Origin of the sequence: Calidifontimicrobium sp. SYSU G02091 (assembly GCF_022631395.1) — a bacterium.
GTDB lineage: Bacteria > Pseudomonadota > Gammaproteobacteria > Burkholderiales > Burkholderiaceae_C > Calidifontimicrobium > Calidifontimicrobium sediminis.
This window is the reverse complement of the sequence record NZ_JALBGB010000003.1, coordinates 88,445-110,032: the sequence shown is the minus strand read 5'-3', so window position 1 is coordinate 110,032 and position 21,588 is coordinate 88,445. Positions and strand designations below refer to the sequence as shown.

17 protein-coding genes are annotated in these 21,588 nt (G+C 74.2%); 12 read left to right on the top strand and 5 right to left on the bottom strand.

What is annotated here, in order from left to right; all coding sequences use genetic code 11:
* Positions 1–35: 35 nt before the first annotated feature.
* The 9 genes from MOJ79_RS03200 (at position 36) to MOJ79_RS03160 (ending at position 10,360) form a co-directional block, all read left to right on the top strand.
* Positions 36–668: a TRAP transporter small permease subunit gene (locus MOJ79_RS03200; RefSeq protein WP_241922847.1), complete on the top strand. Its 633-nt coding sequence runs from the start codon at positions 36–38 to the stop codon at positions 666–668.
* Entirely contained in the window at positions 665–2,626 is a 1,962-nt protein-coding gene (locus tag MOJ79_RS03195; protein ID WP_241922846.1) for a TRAP transporter large permease, read from the top strand. Before MOJ79_RS03200 ends, MOJ79_RS03195 begins: the two co-directional genes overlap by 4 nt.
* A complete protein-coding gene (locus MOJ79_RS03190; protein ID WP_241922845.1) occupies positions 2,616–3,983 on the top strand; it encodes an amidase in 1,368 nt (455 codons plus the stop codon). The genes MOJ79_RS03195 and MOJ79_RS03190 overlap by 11 nt, the downstream gene beginning before the upstream one ends.
* A gap of 55 nt (positions 3,984–4,038) precedes the next feature.
* Positions 4,039–4,965, top strand: a complete 927-nt coding sequence (locus MOJ79_RS03185; RefSeq protein WP_241922844.1) for an MBL fold metallo-hydrolase — start codon at positions 4,039–4,041, stop codon at positions 4,963–4,965.
* Between the two features lie 118 nt (positions 4,966–5,083).
* Complete coding sequence (locus MOJ79_RS03180; protein ID WP_241922843.1) at positions 5,084–6,370, top strand: hypothetical protein; 1,287 nt, start codon at positions 5,084–5,086, stop codon at positions 6,368–6,370.
* Between the two features lie 20 nt (positions 6,371–6,390).
* A complete protein-coding gene (locus MOJ79_RS03175) occupies positions 6,391–6,783 on the top strand; it encodes a DUF302 domain-containing protein (protein ID WP_241922842.1) in 393 nt (130 codons plus the stop codon).
* 2 nt (positions 6,784–6,785) lie between these two features.
* Positions 6,786–8,207, top strand: a complete 1,422-nt coding sequence (locus MOJ79_RS03170) for an AAA family ATPase (RefSeq protein ID WP_241922841.1) — start codon at positions 6,786–6,788, stop codon at positions 8,205–8,207.
* A 4-nt stretch (positions 8,208–8,211) separates the two neighbouring features.
* The gene (locus MOJ79_RS03165; RefSeq protein ID WP_241922840.1) at positions 8,212–9,684 is read left to right on the top strand and encodes a VWA domain-containing protein; all 1,473 of its coding nucleotides are present in this window, start codon (positions 8,212–8,214) and stop codon (positions 9,682–9,684) included.
* A gap of 106 nt (positions 9,685–9,790) precedes the next feature.
* The gene (locus tag MOJ79_RS03160) at positions 9,791–10,360 is read left to right on the top strand and encodes a DUF4136 domain-containing protein (RefSeq protein WP_235823369.1); all 570 of its coding nucleotides are present in this window, start codon (positions 9,791–9,793) and stop codon (positions 10,358–10,360) included.
* A gap of 42 nt (positions 10,361–10,402) precedes the next feature.
* On the opposite strand, the gene MOJ79_RS03155 is transcribed toward MOJ79_RS03160, so the two are convergent.
* Both MOJ79_RS03155 and MOJ79_RS03150 read right to left on the bottom strand, forming a co-directional pair.
* Positions 10,403–12,451, bottom strand: a complete 2,049-nt coding sequence (locus tag MOJ79_RS03155; RefSeq protein ID WP_241922839.1) for an ATP-dependent helicase — start codon at positions 12,449–12,451, stop codon at positions 10,403–10,405.
* A gap of 86 nt (positions 12,452–12,537) precedes the next feature.
* Entirely contained in the window at positions 12,538–13,341 is an 804-nt protein-coding gene (locus tag MOJ79_RS03150; protein ID WP_241922838.1) for a small multi-drug export protein, read from the bottom strand.
* An 89-nt stretch (positions 13,342–13,430) separates the two neighbouring features.
* Between MOJ79_RS03150 and MOJ79_RS03145 the strand changes: the two genes are divergently transcribed.
* From MOJ79_RS03145 to MOJ79_RS03135, 3 genes are all read left to right on the top strand, one after another.
* Positions 13,431–14,972, top strand: coding sequence for an alkaline phosphatase D family protein (locus tag MOJ79_RS03145; protein ID WP_241922837.1), 1,542 nt, complete (start codon positions 13,431–13,433; stop codon positions 14,970–14,972).
* A 51-nt stretch (positions 14,973–15,023) separates the two neighbouring features.
* On the top strand, positions 15,024–15,992 hold the full coding sequence (locus MOJ79_RS03140) for an AEC family transporter (RefSeq protein ID WP_241922836.1): 969 nt from the start codon (positions 15,024–15,026) through the stop codon (positions 15,990–15,992).
* Positions 15,993–16,240: 248 nt separating this feature from the next.
* Positions 16,241–16,660, top strand: a complete 420-nt coding sequence (locus MOJ79_RS03135) for a hypothetical protein (protein WP_241922835.1) — start codon at positions 16,241–16,243, stop codon at positions 16,658–16,660.
* A 36-nt stretch (positions 16,661–16,696) separates the two neighbouring features.
* Here MOJ79_RS03135 and MOJ79_RS03130 read toward each other — a convergent pair whose 3' ends face one another.
* The 3 genes from MOJ79_RS03130 to hemE all read right to left on the bottom strand — a co-directional run bounded on the left by MOJ79_RS03130 (position 16,697) and on the right by hemE (position 21,556).
* On the bottom strand, positions 16,697–17,995 hold the full coding sequence (locus MOJ79_RS03130) for a tetratricopeptide repeat protein (RefSeq protein ID WP_241922834.1): 1,299 nt from the start codon (positions 17,993–17,995) through the stop codon (positions 16,697–16,699).
* A gap of 40 nt (positions 17,996–18,035) precedes the next feature.
* Positions 18,036–20,075 carry a primosomal protein N' gene (locus MOJ79_RS03125; RefSeq protein ID WP_241922833.1) on the bottom strand — a complete coding sequence of 680 codons (2,040 nt, stop codon included), beginning with the start codon at positions 20,073–20,075 and terminating at the stop codon, positions 18,036–18,038.
* Between the two features lie 362 nt (positions 20,076–20,437).
* Positions 20,438–21,556 carry a uroporphyrinogen decarboxylase gene (gene hemE, locus MOJ79_RS03120; RefSeq protein WP_241922832.1) on the bottom strand — a complete coding sequence of 373 codons (1,119 nt, stop codon included), beginning with the start codon at positions 21,554–21,556 and terminating at the stop codon, positions 20,438–20,440.
* Positions 21,557–21,588 lie beyond the last annotated feature (32 nt).

The window sequence follows — 21,588 nt, the reverse complement described above, 5'->3', positions numbered from 1 at the left end:
TGCGCGGGGCGCGCCGCGACCGACGAGGACTTCCGATGCAAGTGCTCCTGTTGCGGGTCGACCGCCTGTCGACCTGGATCGGCCAGGCCTTCGCCTGGCTCATCGTCGCACTCACGCTGATGATCACCTGGGAGGTGTTCTCGCGCTACGTGCTCAACGACCCGCACGACTGGGCGCTCAATGCCCAGATCATGATGTACGGCACGCTGTTCATGATGGCCGGCGCGTACACGCTGGCCAAGGGCGGGCACGTGCGCGGCGACGTGCTGTACGGCTTCTTCCGCCCGCGCACGCAGGCGACGATCGACCTCGTGCTGTACGTCGTGTTCTTCCTGCCCGGCATCGTCGCGCTCACCTGGGCCGGGTGGAGCTACTTCCAGGATTCGCTCGCGATCCGCGAGAAGACGTTTTCGGCCACGCCGCTGCCGCTGTACCCGTTCAAGTTCATCATCCCGTTCGCCGGCGCGCTGCTGCTGCTGCAAGGCGCGGCCGAGATCGCGCGCTGCGTGATCTGCCTGCGCGATGGTGACTGGCCCTCGCGCGAGCACGACGTCGAGGAGGTCGACGTCGACAAGCTCAAGGAGATGGTCCACGTCAAGGACGAGGACATCGCCGCGCTCGACCGGTTCGTCGTCGAACACGAGCACAAGTCGGGAGCCGCACGATGAAGCTGCGCAAGGAGTTGTGGTTCGGCTTCACGCTGATGGCGGTCATCGTCGCCGGCGCGGTCGCGCTGGTGCTCGGCGCCGACGAGATGACCAACGGCCACTACGGCCTGCTGATGCTCGCGCTCGTCGTCGTCGCGATCATGCTCGGCTTCCCGACCGCGTTCACGCTGATGGGCATGGGCATCATCTTCACGTTCTTCGCCTACCACTCGGGCGGGCAGAGCGTGGCCGGCGCCGTCAAGCAGACGCTGGACCTGATGGTGCAGCGCGCGTTCTCGGTGATGAGCAACGACGTGCTGATCTCGATCCCGCTGTTCGTCTTCATGGGCTACCTGGTCGAGCGCGCGAACCTGATCGAGAAGCTGTTCAAGAGCCTGCACCTGTCGATGGCGCGCGTGCCCGGATCGCTCGCGGTGGCGACCCTCTTCACCTGCGCGGTGTTCGCGACCGCCACCGGCATCGTCGGCGCCGTCGTCACGCTGATGGGGCTGCTCGCGTTCCCGCAGATGCTCAAGGCCGGCTACGACGTGCGCGTGTCGGCCGGTGCGATCACCGCCGGCGGCTGCCTGGGCATCCTGATCCCGCCGTCGGTGCTGCTGATCGTCTACGGCGCCACGGCCGGCGTGTCGGTCGTGCAGCTGTACGCCGGCGCGTTCTTCCCCGGGCTGATGCTCGCCGGGCTGTACGTCGTCTACGTGATCCTGGTCGCCAAGCTCAAACCGAGCCTGATGCCGCCGCTGACGGCCGAGGAACGCCACGTGCCGCTGCCCGCGCTGACGCAGAAGGTCGCCGACGCGGTGTCGAACACCGCGCTGCCGGCGCTGCTGCGCGCACTCAAGGGCGCGCGCAACGTCGACGTGCCCACCGGCTACCTGCTGCGCCAGCTCGGCGTCGCGCTGCTGCCGGCGCTGCTGTTCGCGCTCGTCACCGCGTGGAGCTGGCACCTGAACACCGCGCCGGCGAAGGCCGAGGCGACGATCGAGGGCCTCGAGGAGATGGGCTTCGGCGGCAGCTCGTCGGCGGGCGGGCTGGCCGAGCCGCGCGACGAGGGCGGGCTCGCCGAGCCGCCGGGCGACGCGTCCGACGGCGACCTGGCCGAGCCGCCGGGCAGCGAGGCGGCAGCCTCCGAGCCGGCCGCGCCCGGCGACGGCGTGCAGGAGCCGTCCGGCACCGCCGAGGCGGCCGCCAGCGCCGCGCGCACGCCGCCGACCACCGGCTGGTGGATCGGCGCCGGCGTCGGCGCGCTGGCGCTCGTGGCGTTCTACGCGCTGCTGAGCTTCCAGCGGCTCGAGATCTTCAAGATGCTGCTGTCGAGCTTCTTCCCGCTGCTGGTGCTGATCCTCGCGGTGCTCGGCTCGATCGTGTTCGGCCTGGCCACACCGACCGAGGCCGCGGCGGTCGGCGCGTTCGGCGGCTTCCTGCTCGCGGTGGCCTACAAGCAGTTCAACGCGACGGTGCTCAAGGAGTCGGTGTTCCTGACCGCGAAGACGAGCGCGATGGTGTGCTGGCTGTTCGTCGGCTCGGCGATCTTCTCGGCGGCGTTCGCGCTGCTCGGCGGCCAGGAACTCGTCGAGCAGTGGGTCATGGGCCTGAACCTGAGCAAGACCGAGTTCCTGATCCTCAGCCAGGTCATCATCTTCATCCTCGGCTGGCCGCTCGAGTGGACGGAGATCATCGTCATCTTCATGCCGATCTTCATCCCGCTGCTCGACAACTTCGGCGTCGACCCGCTGTTCTTCGGCCTGCTCGTCGCGCTGAACCTGCAGACCGCGTTCCTGAGCCCGCCGGTGGCGATGAGCGCGTTCTACCTGAAGGGCGTCAGCCCGCCGCACGTGACGCTGAACCAGATCTTCGCGGGCATGCTGCCGTTCATGGGCATCCAGGTCATCGCGATCGTGCTGCTGTACCTGTTCCCGGGCATCGGGCTGTGGCTGCCGCAAGTGCTGTATGGCCGCTGACGCGGCGGCGCTGACGGCGCTCGAGGCGCGCGAGCGCCTGGCCGCCGGCACACTGACGGCCGGCGGCTACGCCGACGCGCTGCTCGCGCGCATCGGGCGCAGCGAGCCGGCCGTGCAGGCCTGGGCCGCGCTCGACGCCGCGCACGTGCGCGCGCAGGCCGCGGCACTCGACGCGCTGCCGCCCGAGGCGCGGCACACACCGCTGTTCGGGCTGCCGGTGGGCCTGAAGGACATCGTCGACACCGCCGACCTGCCCACCGAGAACGGCACCGTGCTGCACGCCGGCCGCCAGCCGCGGCGCGACGCCGTGCTGGTGCAGCGGCTGCGCGCCGCCGGCGCCGTCGTGATGGGCAAGACGGTGACGACCGAGCTCGCGACCTACGCGCCGGGCAAGACGCGCAATCCGCACCGCACGGCGCACACGCCCGGCGGCTCGTCGAGCGGCTCGGCCGCCGCGGTGGCCGCGGGCCACGTGCCGCTGGCGGTGGGCACGCAGACCAACGGCTCGGTGATCCGCCCGGCGTCGTTCTGCGGCGTCGTCGGCGTCAAGCCGACGTTCGGCCGGATCGCGCGCACCGGCGTGCTCGTGCAGTCGCCGAGCTTCGACCACGTCGGCGTGTTCGCGCGCAGCGTGCCCGACGCGGCGCTGCTCGTGCAGGTGCTCGCCGGCGCCGACGACGGCGACCCCGCGACGCGGCCGCGAGCGACGCCGCCGCTGCTCGACGCGTGCCTGCAGCCGCCGCCCGCGCCGCCGCGCCTGGGCTGGTTCCCGGGCCCGTTCCGGGACCGCGTGGCCGCCGACGCGCGCGCCGCGTTCGAGGCGCTGCGCGAGCGGCTCGCGCCGCACCTCGTCGCGTTCGAGCTGCCCGCCGACGCGCACGCCGTCGTCGCCGACCACCGGCTCGTGATGGAAGCCGAGATCGCCGGCTCGTTCGACGCCGAGTACGAGCGCGGACGCGAGCACCTGTCGGCGTCGCTGCGCGGCCAGATCGAGCGCGGACGGCAGACCAGCGCCGTCGCGCACCGCCACGCGCTCGCGCGGCTGGCGGCGTACGCCGACGCGCTCGACGCCGCGCTCGCGCGGGTCGACGCGGTGCTGACGCCGGCCGCGCTCGGCACCGCGCCGGCCGGTCTGGCCTCGACCGGCGACCCGATCCTATGCACGCTGTGGACCGCCGCCGGCACGCCGGCCGTCTCGCTGCCGCTGCTCGCGGGCGCCGACGGCCTGCCGCTCGGCGTGCAGCTCGTCGCGGCGCGCGACGACGACGCGCGGCTGCTGCGCACCGCGCGCTGGCTGATGGACGCGCTGCGCCCGGGCGGCGTCGCGCCGGTCGATCCCGCGGCCGCCGCGGCGTGAGCCGCCGTCGCCCCGGCGACGGCGTGCTGTGCGCCGCTGACCTACCATCGGTGCGATGGTGATCGACCACCCCGTCCTGCACGGCCTCACGGTGTTCGAGCGCGGCTGGCTGTCGTCGAACAACGTGCTGCTGGCCGGCGACGGCGACGGCGCAGCGCTGATCGACAGCGGCCACTGCCTGCACGCGGCGCAGACGGTGCAGCTGGTGCGCCACGCGCTGGCCGGCGAGCGGCTGGCCTGTGTCGTCAACACGCACCTGCACTCCGACCACTGCGGCGGCAACGCGACGCTGCAGCGCGAGTTCGGCGCCGCGGTGTTCATCCCGCCCGGCCACTGGCAGGCCGCGCTCGACTGGGACGAGGACGCGCTGACCTACGCGCCGACGCGCCAGACCTGCGAACGCTTCACGCCGCAGGGCACCGTGCTGCCCGGCGAGACGCTGCGCTTCGGCCGGCGCGCGTGGCAGGTGCTCGCCGCACCGGGACACGACCCGCACTCGGTGATCCTGTTCGACGACGCGCACGGCGTGCTGATCTCGGCCGACGCGCTGTGGGAGAACGGCTTCGGCGTCGTGTTCCCCGAGCTCGCCGGCGAGCCCGGCTTCGACGAGGTCGGCGCGACGCTCGACCTCATCGCCGGGCTCGGCGCACGCTGGGTGATCCCCGGCCACGGCGCGCCGTTCACCGACGTGCCCGGCGCACTGGCGCGCGCGCGCTCGCGGCTGGCCGCGATGCGCGCCGACCCGGCGCGCCACGCGCGTCACGCCGCCAAGGTGCTGCTGAAGTACCACCTGATGGAGGTGCGCTCGCAAAGCGTCGCCCGCCTGCACCTGTGGGCCGGCGACACGCCGTACCTGCGCGCCGTGTGGCAGCGCCTCGGGCATCCGCAGCGCAGCCTGCACGCGTGGTGCGACGCGCTGCTGCGCGAGCTCGTCGACGCCGGCGCGCTCGCGCTGCGCGACGGCGTCGTCCACGACGCCTGACCGGGGTCATACCGGCGCGCGCCGGTCGGGCGCAAACTATGGCGTGGCCGCGGGGTTGCCACACCATGCCGCCGGCGGGCCGTTCACCGGCCGCGGATCCACACGCAGGAGGAACGCCATGCCCAAGACCATCCCATTGCGCGCCGTCGCCGTCACGGCGGCGCTGGTCACCCCTTCGATCGCCTTCGCCCAGGCCCCCGCGCAGAAGGTCAGCCCGCCGGTGTCGCAGGCGTGGATCGATCTCGCGACCTTCGGCGGCATGGGCATGCCCGGCCTCGGCGGCGGGGGCGCGGGTGCCAACCCGATGGCCGCGCTCGGCGGCCTGTTCGGCGGCGGTGGCGGCAAGAACGACTTCGGCCGCACGCACACCGGGATGACGGGGCGCTGGATGGACGTCACGCTGATGACGCGCGCCAACCCGAACCTCGCCGAGGCGACGATGGCGGTGCCGGCGGGCTCGCAACTCGCGCCCACGCTGAAGCTCGTCGCGCCGCGCACGCAGAAGTCGCCGCCGCCCGAACCCGGCGACGAGTCGGTGATCGAGGGCGAGCCCGAGAAGCCGCGCGGCAAGGTGTCGCTGTACTGGGGCTGCGGCGAGACCGTGCGCGCCGGCCAGCCGCGCACGATCGACTTCGCGCGCGCGCAGCCGGCCGACCTGGTGCAGGTCTTCCAGGGCCGGCGCGCGACGCAGCGCGGCACGCACCTGGCCGTCGGCCGCCCGGTGTGGCCCAACGAGCAGGACAGCCGCCTGGTGCCGGCGCGTGCGACACTGGCCGGCGAACACGGCTTCACCGGCGCCGGCGTGCCCGAGGGCTTCCGCTTCACGCTGCCCGCCGCGCAGGACCTGATGCCCGCGCTCGAGCTGACGCAGACCGACGCCGGCGGCGCGACGAAGCTGCGCTGGAACGCGATCCCGACCGCGCGCGCCTACTTCGTCGCCGCGATGGGCAGCAAGGCCGGCGACGACGAACACATGGTGCTGTGGACGTCGAGCGAGCTGCCCGACAGCGGCTTCGGCCTGCTCGACTACCAGACCAACGCCGCCGTCGACCGCTGGCTGCGCGAGAAGGTGCTGCTCGCGCCGACCGTCACCGAGTGCACGGTGCCGCGCGGCATCTTCGGCAGCGACGGCGCAATGCTGCGCGCGATCGCCTACGGCAGCGAGCTGAACCTGGCGCACCCACCGCGCCCGAGCGACCCGCGCGTCGCGTGGGAGCCGCAGTGGGCCGTCAAGGTGCGCGTGAAGTCGATGACCACCGCGATGCTCGGCATGGACGGCGGCGGCGTGCCGTCGCGTGATTCGCAGGAGTCCCGCGAGCCGGCCGCCACCGCGCCCGAGCGGCCCGCGCAGCCGCCGGCGCTGCCCAACCCCGTCGACGTGCTGCGCGGTATCCTCGGCCGCTGACCCCCTGTGCAGGAGCCCCGATGCAAAACGCCTACGGATTCGGCAAGACCGTCGCGCTGCCGTTCGACGACGCCGTCGCCCGCGTGACGGCGGCGCTGCAGGCCGAGGGCTTCGGCGTGCTGACCGAGATCGACGTCGCCGCGACGCTGAAGAAGAAGCTCGGCCACGACATGCCGCCGTACCGCATCCTCGGCGCGTGCAACCCGCCGTTCGCGCGGCAGGCGATCGAGGCCGAGCCGACGATCGGGCTGCTGCTGCCTTGCAACGTCGTCGTGCGCCAGGACGCGCAAGGTGCGGTGCACGTCGAGTTCATGGACCCCGACGCGATGCGCCGGCTGTCGGACAACGCCGCGCTCGCCCAGGTCGCCGCGCAGGTGCGCGAGCGCCTGCAGCGCGTGATGGCCGCCGTCTGACGGTGCCCACCCGCCACGACGCCGGCACAGCCGGCGACGGCACGCCACCGCCGTCGCCCGCGGCGCTGCGCGCGCTCGTCGCGGCGCTCGAAGACGGCCTGCTCGAGCGCGACGCCGCGGTGCGGCTGGCGCTGCTGGCCGCGCTGGCCGGCGAGCACGTGCTGCTGATCGGCCCACCCGGCACCGCGAAGAGCGAGCTCGCGCGCCGGCTGCACCGCGCGTTCGCCGGCTGCCGCTACTTCGAGCGGCTGCTGACGCGCTTCTCGACGCCGGAGGAGCTGTTCGGCCCGCTGTCGCTGAAGGCGCTCGAGGCCGACCGCTACGAGCGCCTCGTCGACGGCTACCTGCCCACCGCCGGCATCGCGTTCCTCGACGAGGTGTTCAAGGCCAACTCGGCGATCCTCAACGCGCTGCTGACGCTGCTCAACGAGCGCGAGTTCGACAACGGCGCCGGCCGCGCGCGCACGCCGCTGGTCAGCGTCGTCGGCGCGAGCAACGAGGTGCCCGCCGACGAGGCGCTGCTCGCGTTCTACGACCGCTTCCTCGTGCGCGTGCCGGTGGCGCCGGTCAGCGACGCCGCGTTCGACGCGCTGCTGACCCTGCCGCCACGCACCGGCACGCGGCACGCCACACCGATCGACGCCGCGCAGCGCGACGCGATCCGCGACGCCGCCGCCACCGTCGCGCTCGGCGCCGACGCGCTGGCCGCGCTGCACGCGTTGCGCGCGGCGCTGCGCGATGCCGGCATCGCAGTGTCGGACCGGCGCTGGCGCCAGTTCGTCGCGCTGCTGCGCACCGCCGCCGCAAGCGAGGGCCGCGCCGAGGTCGACGCGCTCGACCTGTGGCTGGCACCGTACGTCGTCGCGCACGAGCCGGCGCAGCAGCCGGTGCTGGCCGCGTGGTTCGTCGCACAGGTGGCCGACGCCGCCGCCGACGAACTGCCCTGGCTCGCGCGCGCCGTCGAGGCTTTCGGCAAGCAGCTCGAGATCGAACAGTCGCTGCCGGCCGACGACGGCGACGACGCCGCGGGCAAGCTCGCGCTCGCGCGCGCGGTCGGCGGCGCCGCCGACGGCGGCGGGATGCTGCGCGTCGTCGCGGCCGCGCTCGAGGAGCGGCTGCGCCGGCGCTTCAGCCCGGTGCACGTGGCCGCGCGCACCGCGCAGGTCGACGCCGTGATCGCCGACGCGACGCGCATCGCCGCCGACGCGCAGGCCCGGCTCGCGCGGCTGCAGGCACGGCTCGCCGGCCGGCTGTGGCTGCCGCCGACGCTGGCCGCGCGGCTGGTCGACGGGCCGGCCACGACGCTGGCGCGCGCGCAGTCGCTCGCCGCGCAGCTGCAGGCGATCCGCGCCGGCTTCGCGGCGCTGCCGGTCGACGAGACGCTCGCGGCGGGCGCACCCGAGCCGGTCGCGCTCGCCGGCTGACGCGGTGGGCGCGCGCGACGCCCCGTACGACCGCCTCGCGGCGCTCGCGCGCGGGCTGTGGCTGCCGGCCGTCGTCACGAGCGCCGGCACCGCCGCCGCGCGGCTGGACGCGCTGCCGCGCTGGCGCGACGCGCTCGAGGCCGGCGCACTGCCCGATGCCGGCGACGACTTCGGCGACCCGGCGCTCGTCGGCGCGCTGCGCGCCGCGGTCGGCGAGCTCGACCTGCCGGCGCTCGCGCGCGGCGTGCCGGCGATGGCCGAGCAGGTGCTGCGCACCGTGCTGTGGCACGCCGACCGCGTGATCGACCGCGCACCCGGCGAGCCGCGCGCCGACGCGATCGCGCGCGCGGTGCAGGCGTTTCGCGCCGAGTGGCAGGTCGAGCGCGGCGACTGGGAACAGATGCTCGCGCTGCTGCAGGGCCTGGGCGACCTGCGCGCGCTGCGCTGGGACGAGCTGCAGGGGCTGTGGCGTGCGCGCGAGTGGCGCGAGGCGCAACGGCTGGCGGCGGTGCTCGAGCGGCTGCCGGCGCTGGCCGACGTGATCCGCCGGCTCGGCCGGCGCGACGTGGTCGCCGGCGCGCCGCAGCCGACGCCGGCACCGGCGCGCGCGGCGCCGCCGCGTGCGCTGGCCGCCGTCGAGACGCGCATTCCCGACGCGCCGGGCGAGATCACCGGCATCCGCCGCTCGGCGCACGTCGAGCGCCAGCTCGCCAGCGAAGCGATGCTGATGCACCACCCGGCAGGCCGCAAGCTGTGGCGCGCACGGCGCGCCGAGGCGCGGCTGCTCGCGTGGGACAGCGAAGCGGTGCTCGCCGACTGGCGCGCCGACCCGCAGGCGAAGGCCCGCGCCGCCGCCGCACCGACCGCCGCACCGCCGCTGGCGCGCGGCCCGTTCATCGTCTGCCTCGACACCTCGGGCTCGATGGCCGGTGCGCCCGAGCAGATCGCCAAGGCCGTCGTGCTGCAGGCGCTGCGCACCGCGCACGCCGAGCGGCGCGGCTGCAAGCTGATCGCGTTCGGTGGCGCCGGCGAACTCGTCGAGCGCGACCTCGACGCGGGCGCCACGGGCCTCGCGGCGCTGTTCGAGCTGCTCGGCCAGGGCTTCGACGGCGGCACCGACGTGGCCGGGCCGATCGAGCATGCCATCGAGGCGGTGCACGACGGCGCCGGCCGCTGGCGCGGCGCCGACCTGCTGATCGTCAGCGACGGCGAGTTCGGCTGCACGCGCGCGACGCTCGAGCGACTCGACGCCGCGCGCGCCGAACTGGGCCTGCACGTGCAGGGCATCCTCGTCGGCGACCGCGAGACGATGGGGCTGATGGAAGTCTGCGACGACATCCACTGGGTGCGCGACTGGCGCCGCTTCGGCAGCGGCGGCGACGCCGGCGGCTTCTCGCCGGTGCACAGCAAGAGCCTGACGGCGCTGTTCTTCCCGAACGCGCTGAGCGCGCGCGCCGCGCGGCACCGGCCGGGCTGAGCGACGCGCGCGGCGTACCATGACCGCATGGCGCCACGCGACACGGGCACCGGGGTGAACGCCCGAGGCCGCACCGCCGGCGCCGATCGACAGGAGCTTGTCCGCGATGAACCCGAACCCCCACCGCCGCCTGATGCTGACCGCATGCGTCGCCGCCGCGCTTCTTGCCGGCTGCGCGACGCCGGCGCCCGACGTGCGCACGCAGGTCGACCGCGGGACCGACTTCGCGCGCTACCAGACCTTCGCGTTCGTCAGCCCGCTGGGCACCGACCGCGCCGGCTACCAGACCATCGTCTCGCAGCACCTGAAGACGGCCGCGCGGCGCGAGCTCGAAGCGCGCGGGCTGCGCTACGACGAGGGCTCGCCGCAGCTGCTCGTCAACTTCCACGCCGCGCTCGCCGAGCGCGTGCGCGTCGTGCCCGCGCCGATGTTCCCGTATCCCTACTACTACGGCTACCGCAGCGGGCTGTACGCCGGCTGGCCGTGGTGGGTCGACGGCGCCGAGGTGCGCACGTGGCGCGAGGGCACGATCAACATCGACGTCGTCGACGCCGCGCGCAAACAGGTGGTGTGGGAAGGCGTCGTCGTCGGCGAGGTCACGCCGGCCGCGCTCGACGACCTGCCCGGCGCGCTCGACCGCGCAGTGACGGCCGCGTTCGCGAAGTTCCCGCGCTGACCACGGGTACCGCCGACGCGACGCGGCCCCTGAAGGCGCCGCTCACGCAGCGTCGTCGGCCGGCGCCGTCGCCTTCGCGGCGAGCTGCGCGCGCAGCTGCCGCAGGCGCTCCTTCGGGTCGACCTTGGGCTGCGACTCGTGCAGCTTCATCTCGGCGATGAAGCGGCTGGGCACGCCGGCCACCGTCTCGCGCCCGCGCTTGCGCCGGCGCAGCGTGCTCACCGCGAGCGTGCGCTGCGCGCGCGTGATGCCGACGTACATCAGCCGCCGCTCTTCCTCGAGGCGCTGCGGCGTCATCTCGTCGTCGTCGGCCTTGAACGGCAGCAGCCCTTCGTTGACGCCGGCGAGGAACACGTGCGGCCACTCGAGCCCCTTGGCCGCGTGCAGCGTCGACAGCGTCACGACGTCCTGCTCGTCGCCGCGCTCGGCGAGGCTCACGATGACGCTGATCGTCTGCGCGACCTGCAGCACGGTCTGCTTCTCGGTCTCGAAGGTGCCGCCGTCGTGCGTGATCTCGCCGCCACAGCGCTTCGCGATCCAGTCGACGAAGTCGAGCACGTTGGCCCAGCGCGCGGCGGCGAGCTTGGCGTTGTCCTCGCCGTCCGCCAGGTGCTGCTCGTAGCCGATGTCCTTGAGCCACTCGAGCAGCAGCGCCTTCGCGGCCTCGGCGCCCTCAGTGTGGCGGGCGCGGTGCTCGAGCTCGTTGACGTAGCGGCCGAATTCCTGCAGCGAGCCGGCGGCCTTGGGCCCCAGCGCGGTGTCGAGCATCGGCGAGTGCAGCGCCTCGAACAGGCTCGTCTTCCACTGCGCGGCGAACTCGCCGAGCCTGGCCAGCGTCGTCGCGCCGATGCCGCGCTTGGGCGTGGACACGGCGCGCAGGAACGCCGGGTCGTCGTCGGCGTTGACGAGCAGGCGCAGCCACGCGGTGAGGTCCTTGATCTCGGCGCGGTCGAAAAAGCTCTGCCCACCCGAGACCCTGTACGGGATCTGCGCGGCGCGCAGCTTCTGCTCGAACGCCTTCGACTGGTGGTTCGCGCGGTACAGCACCGCGAAGTCGGCGAACTTCACCGCGCCGCCCTGGCTGCGCAGCGCCTGGATGAAGGCCACTGCGCGCTCGGCCTCGTGCTCCTCGCCGTCGCACTCGATCACGCGCACCGGCTCGCCGTCACCGAGCGCACTCCACAGCGTCTTCGGGAACAGCTTCGGGTTGCCCGCGATCACGGCGTTGGCCGCGCGCAGGATGTGGCCCGTCGAGCGGTAGTTCTGCTCGAGCGCGATCACCTTCAGCCGCGGGTAGTCCTGCGGCAGGCGCCGCAGGTTGTCGAGCGTCGCGCCGCGCCAGCCGTAGATGCTCTGGTCGTCGTCGCCGACCGCGGTGAACAGGCCCTCGTCACCGACCAGCGCCTTGAGCAGCTCGTACTGCACCGCGTTCGTGTCCTGCACCTCGTCGACGAGCACGTGGGCGAACGCGGCGCGCCAGGCGGCGCGCGCCTCGGCGTCGGTTTGCAGCAGCTTCAGCGGCAGGCCGATCAGGTCGTCGAAGTCGACGGCCTGGTACGCCGCGAGGCGCTCCTGGTAGCGCTGCATCACCTTCGCGGCCACCGCCTCGTCGTCGCTCGCCGCGGCGGCCAGCGCCTGCTCGGGCGTCAGGCCCTCGTTCTTCCAGCGGCTGATCGTCCACTGCCACTGGCGCGCCGTCTTCGCGTCGGTCGTGCCGCCGGCGTCGCGCAGCAGGCCGAGCACGTCGTCGGCGTCGAGGATCGAGAAGTTGGGCTTCAGACCGATGCGCTCGCCGTCGGCACGCAGCATGCGCACGCCCAGGCTGTGGAACGTCGAGACGACGAGCTCGCGCGCCGCGCGCGGGCCGACGAGCGCCTTCGCGCGCTCGCGCATCTCGGCAGCGGCCTTGTTCGTGAACGTGATCGCGGCGATGCGCCTGGGCTCGAGCCCGCGCGAGAGCAGGTGCGCGATCTTGTGCGTGATCACGCGCGTCTTGCCCGAGCCGGCACCGGCCAGCACGAGGCACGGCGTGGCGACGTGGTAGACGGCGTCGAGTTGCGCCGGGTTCAGCGTGGCGGGGGCGTCGGGCATCGGGGAACGGCGTCGGAAGGCTGGCAGGGGGTGCCGCGACGCCGAAGGGCGCGGATCATAGCCGTGCGGCTGCGGCGGGTGCCGGTCTAGCTCTGCCGCACCTCGTCGCGCGCACGCGCGCGCCGCATCCAGCGCTGGACGCCCCACGCCAGCACCGCCAGCGCGACGAGCACGGCGAACACGGCGTACGGGTGCACCGCCGAGGCCCACGCGTCGATCTGGTCGAGGAAGCGCGCGTAGATCACGATCGCCAGCGCGGTGGCCGACAGCACGACGGCCAGGTTCACCGCGGTGCGCAGCCCGAGCAGGAAGCCGACGATCGCGCCGACGACCGGCCCCGTCATCCAGAACGGCATGAACACGAACAGGAACAGCCCGGCGACACCGAAGCGGCGCACGCGGCCGTGGCCGGCCTCGGCGGCGGCACGCAGGCGGGCGAGCATCGGCGCGATGCGCCGCGTGTCGAGCAGCTCGCGCCAGCCGAGCACGAACAGCGGGTAGACGACGAGCACCTGCGCGCTCTCGACGAACAGGTTGACGAGCACGACCTCGAGCGGCCCCATGCCGCTGGCGAAGCCGTAGCTCATGCCCGCGGCGCGGCCGATGACCAAGTTCAGCCCGATCAGCGCCGCGTAGTCGACCGTCGCGCGCGGCGCGAGCATCAGGCCGACACCGACGCCGGCGGCGATCGCCAGCGTCATCGTGAGGCCGACGACCAGCACGCGGCCTTCGGTGCTGGCGACGAGCGCGCGCCACTGCGCGGTGCCGACGCTGCCCGGCCGCGGTGCGGCGCTGGCGTCGATGCCCTGCGCCGCCACGTCCGGAACGGCCACGCTCGGCGTCGCGTCGGGGTCGGGCCGGGATTCGGCCGGCGGCAGGGCGGCGGTCATCGTCGATAGCGCAAAGCCGCCATCATGCCTGCGCCGCGGGCGGTACCCGCCGTCGTGCGACGGTCATCGACGCTCGCGATACTGGCACGATGCCACGGCGACGACGGCTTCTGCTCGCGGCGGGCGGCCTGGCGGGTGCCGCCAGCCTCGGCGTCGCGTCGGCGTTCGTGCGCGCGGCGCGCGCCGACGGCGCCGCGCGCTTCGCGCTCGGCGTCGCGTCGGGCCAGCCGCGTGCCGACGGCGTCGTGCTGTGGACGCGGCTGACGGGCGCCGACCTGCCGCCGCGCGTCGAGGTGCAGTGGGAGCTCGCGCACGACGAGGCCTTCACGCGCGTGGCCGCGCGCGGCGTCGAGACCGCCGAGGCCGCGTGGGCGCACAGCGTGCACGCCGAACCGCAGGGGCTCGAGCCGGCACGGGGGTACTGGTACCGCTTCACCGCGCTCGGCGACCGCAGCGCAGTCGGCCGCACGCGCACCGCCCCGGCCGCCGATGCCGACGCGACGCTGCGCTTCGCGATCGCGAGCTGCCAGCGCTACGACGCCGGCCACTACGCGGCATGGCGCCAGGTCGCCGCCGACGCGCCCGACCTCGTGCTGTTCCTCGGCGACTACATCTACGAGTACCCGTCGCGCGCCGACGCGCTGCGCCGCCACGAGGGCGGCCTCGTGACGACGCTCGAGCAGTACCGCGCGCGCTACGCGACCTACAAGAGCGACCCGCTGCTGCAGGCCGCGCACGCCGCGGCGCCGTGGCTGCTGGTGTGGGACGACCACGAGGTCGACAACGACTACGCGGGGCTGCAGGGCCAGGCGCTGCACAGCGACTTCGCCGCGCAGCGTGCCGCCGCGTACCAGGCCTACTGGGAGCACATGCCGCTGCCGACGTCGTCACGGCCGAACCTCGCGGTGGCTGGCGGCGCGATGCGCATGCACGGCCGCCTCGACTGGGGGCGGCTCGCGCGCATCCACCTGCTCGACGGCCGCCAGCACCGCGACGCGCAGGCCTGCCCGCGCCCCGGGCGCGGCGGCTCGAACGTCGTCGCGGCCGCCGCCTGCCCCGCGCTGCGCGACGAGCGCCGCACGCTGCTCGGCCACGCGCAGGAGCAGTGGCTGGCCGACGGCTGGGATCTCGCGCGGCCGTGGAACCTCGTCGCGCAGCAGACGCTGATGGCGCGCTTCACGTCGGGCGGCGCGGGCGACGACGCGCTCGTGTGGACCGACGGCTGGGACGGCTACGCGCCGGCACGCGCGCGGCTGCTCGGCACCGTGGCGCAGAAGAAGGTGCCGGGCGTCGTCGTGCTCGGTGGCGACGTGCACACGCACTACGTCGCCGACCTGAAGGCCGACTTCGACGACCCGCGTGCGCCGGTCGTCGCCAGCGAGTTCTGCGGCACCTCGATCAGCAGCCGCTCGTCGCTCGGGCAGGACCGCATCGACGCGCTGCGGCGCCACAACCCGCACGTCCACTACGGCCGCAGCGACCGCCGCGGCTACGTGCGCTTTCGCCTCGAGCGCGAGCGGCTGCACGCCGAGCTGATGGGGGTGGCCGACGCCGACGACCCCGGCAGCGCGGTCGAGGTGCTCGCGCGCTACGTCGTCGAGGCCGATCGGCCGGGGCCGCAGCCGGCCTGATGCGCCCGCGCCGGGTGCCGGGGCGGCGCCCGTTGCGATACTTCGCCCCCCATGGGCGCCGTCCTCGCCGTCACCGTCCCGTTCTTCGCGCTCGTGCTGGCGGGCTACCTCGCGGCGCAGCGCCGGCTGCTGCCCGAGGCGGCGATCCCGGGGCTCAACGCCTTCGTGCTGTACTTCGCGCTGCCGGCGATGCTGTTTCGCTTCGGCGCCGGCACGCCGATCTTCGACCTGCTGAACCCGGCGGTGCTCGTCGTGTGGGTCGTGTGCGCGCTGCTGATCGTGTTCGTCACGATCGCGTTGACGCTCGGGCCGGTGCACCTGAAGGACGCCGCGTTCGGCGCGCTGGTGGCCGCGTTCCCGAACACCGGTTTCATGGGCGTGCCGCTACTGGCGGCGCTGCTGGGCCCGGCCGCGGCCGGGCCGGTGATCTCGGCCGTGCTGGCCGACCTGTTCGTCACGTCGTCGCTGTGCATCGCGCTGGCGCAGGCGCACGACGCCAGCGGCCACGGCGCGCGCGACGCGGCACTGAAGACGCTGCGCGGCACGCTGGCCAACCCGCTGCCGTGGGCGATCGCCGCCGGCGCGGTGTTCTCGGTGGCCGGGCTGTCGCTGCCGGGGCCGCTGGACGCCGTCGTCAAGATGCTCGCCGACGCGGCGACGCCGGTGGCGCTGTTCACGATCGGCGCCGTGCTGTGGCGTGCCGGCCAGCACGCGCACACGCGCACGCCGCCGGCGCGGTACCTGCCGGTCGCGGCGATCAAGCTGTTCCTGCACCCGCTGCTGGTGTTCGCCGTCGGCGCCGCGGCGATCCGGCTCGGCGCCCCGCTGTCGACGTTCCAGCTCGCCGTGCTGACGCTGGCCGCGGCGCTGCCGAGCGCGAGCAACGTGTCGCTGCTGGCCGAGCGCTACGGCGCCGACAACGGGCGCGTCGCGCGCATCATCCTCGCGTCCACCGCCGCGGCGTTCGTGACGTTCTCGCTGCTGGCGTCGGTGCTCGGGACGCAGGCGCGCACGGCGTGAGACGCGCCGCTCGGCGATCGGCCGGCGTGCCGCGCGCTCGTGCGGTGCATCACACCCGGCCGGCGCGCAGGTGCGGCACGGTGCGTGCGGCGTCAACCCCCGCGCGGCGACGCCGATATCGAGGCGCGGCCGTTGACGCGACGGGCGTCGTTACTTCTGGTGACGATCGGGCGATGAACGGCGCCACGCATGTCGGCACCAAGCGGGGCCGAGACGTTCGATCGACAACCCCCTTGCAGGAGCAGGCGATGAAGCAATCCGAGTCGTGGCGCTGGCGGCAGGCCCTGGCGACGGCCGCGGCGGTGGCGGCGACGGCATTCGCGAGTGCCGCACAGGCCGGCGTCGACGTCGGCGTCGGCATCACGATCCGCGAACCCGGCGTCTACGGCCGCATCGAGATCGGCAGTGCACCGCCGCCGCGCGTGATCTATGCCGAGCCGGTCGTCGTCGTGCGCCGGCCGGTGCGCCTCGAGCCGGTGTACCTGTACGTGCCGCCCGGCCACGCGAAGAACTGGGCCAAGCACTGCCACCGCTACGACGCGTGCCACCGACCGGTGTACTTCGTGCGCGAGGACTGGGTGGAGGAACGCTACGCGCACGCGCATCCGGGCTACAAGCGCAAGGACCGCGGTCATCCCGGCAAGGGCCGCCACGGGCGCGACGACTGAAGGCCCCGGCCACGCGCCGGCACCGCACCGGCAGCGTCAGCGGCGCTGCAGCAGCACGAGCAGCCCGGCGATCGGGCGGCGCTGGTCCTCGCGCAGCGTCGCCTCGGTGATCTCGCCGACGTCGAAGCCGCCCGACGCCGCAAGCGTGCGCAGATAGCGCGCCGAGTGCGCGTAGCGCAAGGTGCCGCGCAGCTCGAAGTCGACGCCGTCGTCGGCACGCTCGACCGAGAACACGAACCAGCCGCCCGGCTCGAGCACGCGCGCGACGCCGGCGAACACGTCGTTCAGGTCGCCGAGGTACGTGAACACGTCGGCGGCGAGCACGAGGTCGTGGCGCTCGGGCGTCGCGCGCAGATGGTCGACGAGGTCGGCGCGCTCGAGGCGGCCGTAGACGCCGAGCGCGCGCGCCTTGTCGAGCATCGCCTGCGACAGGTCGACGCCGTCGAGCCGCTCGACGACGGGCGCCACCAACGGCCCGCACAGCCCAGTGCCGCAGCCGAGGTCGAGCGCATGAGCGAAGCGCCGCCCGAGCGCGGCGATGCGCTCGGCCAGCATGCCGGGCGAGCGGTAGTTCAGCACCTGCACGAGGTGCTCGTCGAAACGCTCGGCGTAGCCGTCGAACAGCTGCTGCACGTAGGCGCCGGGAGCGCGCGCCGGCTTCGGACGGCCCCCGAGTGCGGCGAGGAAGTAGCCGTTGTACTCGGCATCGCCGCCGTGCGCGATCGCCTGCTCGAACGCGGCGACGGCCTCGTCGCGCCGACCCAGGTCCTTCAGCAGTCCGCCGCGCAGCGTCCACGCCCACGCGTCGGTCGGATCGAGTGCGAGCGCGCGCTCGTACGACGGCAGCGCCTGGTCGTGGCGCTCGAGGCTTTGCAGCGTCTGCCCGTGCAGCGTCCAGCCGCGCGCGTGCCCGGGCTGCACGCGCAGCAGGTGCTGCAGGCGCGCGAGCGCGTCGGCGTGGCGGCCGAGGCGGTTCAGCGCCATCGCGGTGCGGTACAGCGTCGGCGCGTCGTCGGGCACCTGTGCGAGCACGCGCTCGAAACACGGCAGCGCCTCGGCGTCGCGGCCGAGCCGCTCGAGCGCGAGCCCGCGCTGCAGCCAGCCCTCGACGTGCTCGGGCTGCGCGGCGACCGCCTCGTCGAGCAGCGGCAGTGCCTCGGCCGGCCGGCCGAGGCGGATGCGCACCGCGCCGAGGTTGGTCAGCGTCGACGCACGCCCGGGTACCAGCGCGAGCGAGGCCTCGAAGCTGCGCTCGGCGTCGTCCAGGCGCCCGGCCTCGAGGGCCTGCAGGCCGTCGAAGAAGCACTGGCGGGCACGTTCGAAAGCGTCGTTCATCGTTGGGGGCGAGCGGACGGCGCGCATTGTCGCCGCCGCGTCAGATCGCGAGCGGGTCGACGTCGATCGCCCAGCGCGCCAGCCCCTTGTGGGTTGCGCGCAGCGCGTGCAGCGCCGGCACCCACGCAGCGAGCAGCCGCTGCAGCGCCGCGCGCGAGCGCGCCTCGACGAGCATTTGCACGCGCTCGATGCCGGCCACGCGCGACAGCGGCGGCGGCACCGGCGGGTAGACGCTGACCTGGTCGGCGCCGGGCAGCGTCGCGGCGAGTGCGGCGGCATCATGCAGGAACGCGGTGGCCGCCTCGACGCGGCGTGCCTCGGCACGCAGCAGGGCCAGGTGCGTGAACGGCGGCAGCCCCGCGGCCTCGCGCTCGGCCAGCTGCGCGGCGGCGAACGCGGCGAAGTCGTGGCGCGCCAGCGCCGCGTACAGCGCGTGCTGCGGGTGCCAGGTCTGGATCCACAGCTCGCTCGCGGCGGCGCGCTCGGCGTCGCGGCCGGCACGGCCACCGGCTTGCATCAGCAGTGCGAACAGGCGCTCGGGCGCGCGAAAGTCGCTCGCGAACAGCGACGCGTCGGGGTTGACCGCGGCCACCAGCGTGATGCGGCGGAAGTCGTGCCCCTTGGCCACCATCTGCGTGCCCACCAGCACGTCGACGTCGCCAGCGTGCACGGCCGCGAGCTGGGCCTCGAGCGCGCCCTGTGCGCGCGTGCTGTCGGCGTCGATGCGCGCGACGCGTGCGGCGGGCATCAGCGCGGCGATCTGCTCCTCGAGCCGCTCGGTGCCGCGGCCGATCGGCGCGATGTCCTGGTTGCCGCATTCGGGGCACGCGCGCGGCACCGGCTGCGTGTAGCCGCAGTGGTGGCAGCGCAGCGTGCGGTCGCGCTTGTGGAACACCCGCCACGCGCTGCAGTGCGGGCAGCCGCTCTTCCAGCCGCAGGCGCCGCAGTGCAGCACCGGCGCGTAGCCGCGGCGGTTGAGCAGCAGCAGGCTCTGCTCGCCGCGCGCGAGGCGCTGCCGCAGCGCGTCGACGAGCGGCGGCGACAGGGCGTCGTCGCGCAGCGCCTCGCGCGGCAGCCGGCCCATGTCGACGACGCGCACGCGCGGCGGCGCACCGCCGCCGATGCGCTGCGGCAGCGTCAGCCGCCGGTAGCGCCCCTGCTCGGCGTTGTGCCAGGTCTCGAGCGACGGCGTGGCCGAGCCGAGCAGCACCGGCACGCGTTCGAGCCGGCCGCGGTAGACGGCGAGGTCGCGCGCCGAGTAGCGCGCACCCTCCTGCTGCTTGAACGACGCGTCGTGTTCCTCGTCGACGACGATCTGGCCGAGCCGCGGCAGCGACGCGAACACCGCGAGCCGCGTGCCGAGCACGACGTCGGCCTGGCCGAGGTGCGCGCGCAGCCAGTGGCGCAGCCGCTGCGCCGGCGTCAGCGCGCTGTGCAGCGTGACGAGCCGGTGCGCGCCGAAGCGCGCGCCGAAACGCGCCTCGAGCTGCGGCGTCAGGTTGATCTCGGGCACCAGCACCAGCACCTGGCGCCCGGCGTCGAGCGCGCGCGCCGCGGCGCGCAGGTAGACCTCGGTCTTGCCGCTGCCGGTGACGCCGTGCAGCAGCGTCGTGCCGGGCTCGGCGTCGGCGGCCAGCGCATCGAGCACCGCGGCCTGGTCGGGGGTCAGCGGCGGCGGCGCTTCGGGCGGCGTCGGCGCCGGCGCGCGCAGACGGGCGATGCGCTGGGCCAGCCGCACGTCGTCGAGCTTGCGCAGCTCGGGCGGCAGCACCGACAGCGCGACCTCGCCGACGCCGCGCTGGTAGTAGCCGGCCGCGAACGCAACCAGCTCGAGCCAGGCCGGTGGCAGCGGCGGCAGCGCCCGCAGCACCGCCGCCACCGGGCGCAGCGCGTCGTCGCCGATAGCGGTTGCCGCGCCGCCTGCGCTGCCCCACGCGATGCCGGCGACCTCGCGCCGGCCCAGCGGCACGCGCAAGAGCGTCCCCGGCGCGACGGGCTCGTCGTGCAGATAGTCGAGCGCGCCGGCCAGCCCGCTGTGCTGCGGCGTGTCGACGGCGACCGCGACGCGATGTCGGCTCAACGGCGCATCCTGCCGACGTTCACTTGCGCGACGAACCTCGGAGCCGCCTGAAGCCACACGCCCAAGTCCATGATTCGAAACCGCTTTTCGACCTATCCACGGATTCTGTGGACAACTTTGTGGGGAACCTGCCGGCGATCGCCCTAAATGCTTGTGCCAGCAAGGCCGCGCAGTCGTTGCACGGCCAGCGGGCACGCCGCCACCCCGAGCAGAATCAAGCACTTAGCCGGTGCACCGGCAACACTGGGGCGCACGTGCGCGGCGCCGAAAGGCGCTGCAGCGCAGCACGAATCGTGGGGATAAGTCAAGCCCTGAGCGGTCACTCACGCGCTATGACGCACCGTTGACGGTGTCGCCCGATGTCAAGGGGCGGCGCGCATGCGCCGCGACACCTCGTGCACCGCATCGACCAGCGCCGCGACGTGGTCGGGCGGCGTGAACTGGCTGATGCCGTGGCCGAGGTTGAAGATGTGGCCGTCGACACCGCCGTCGGCGCGCTGCGGGCGGCCGAAGCTCTCGAGCACTTGCGCCGCCTCGGCGCGCACGACCTCGGGCGGCGCGAACAGCACCGCCGGGTCGAGGTTGCCCTGCAGCGCGACGCGGTCGCCGACGCGCGCACGCGCCGCACCGAGGTTGACCGTCCAGTCGACGCCAAGCACGTCGGCGCCGCTGTCGGCCATCGCCTCGAGCCACAGACCGCCGCCCTTCGTGAACACGATCGTCGGGACGTGCTGGCCGTCGTGCTCGCGCTTGAGCTGGGTGAGCACACGCTTCGTGTACGCAAGGCTGAAGCGCTGGAACGCGCCGTCGGCGAGCACGCCGCCCCAGCTGTCGAAGATCATGACCGCCTGCGCGCCGGCGTCGATCTGCGCGTTGAGGTACGCGGCCACTGCGTCGGCGTTGACCTCGAGGATGCGGTGCATCAGGTCGGGGCGCGCGTACATCATCGTCTTGACGAGGCGGTAGTCGTCGCTGCCGCCGCCCTCGACCATGTAGCACGCCAGCGTCCACGGGCTGCCCGAGAAACCGATCAGCGGCACGCGGCCGACCCGGCGCCCTGCGGCGTCGGTCGTCACCAGCGCGCGGCGGATCGACGCGACGGCGTCGAACACGTAGCGCAGCCTGTCGAGGTCGGGCACCGCGAGCCTGGCCACCGCCGCCTCGTCGCGCACCGGGTGCGCGAACCGCGGGCCCTCGCCCTGCGCGAAGCTCAGCCCCAGGCCCATCGCGTCGGGCACCGTCAGGATGTCGGAGAACAGGATCGCCGCGTCGAGCGGGTAGCGCTCGAGCGGCTGCAGCGTGACCTCGGTCGCGTAGTCGACGTTGGTCGCCAGCCCCATGAAGCTGCCGGCCTTCGCGCGCGTGGCGCAGTACTCGGGCAGGTAGCGCCCGGCCTGGCGCATCAGCCACACCGGCGTGTACTCGGTGGGCTGGCGGCGGCAGGCGCGCAGGAAGGTGTCGTTGGCGAGCGGCGCGAGCATCGGGCGATTATGGGCCGCGCCGGCGGTACGAT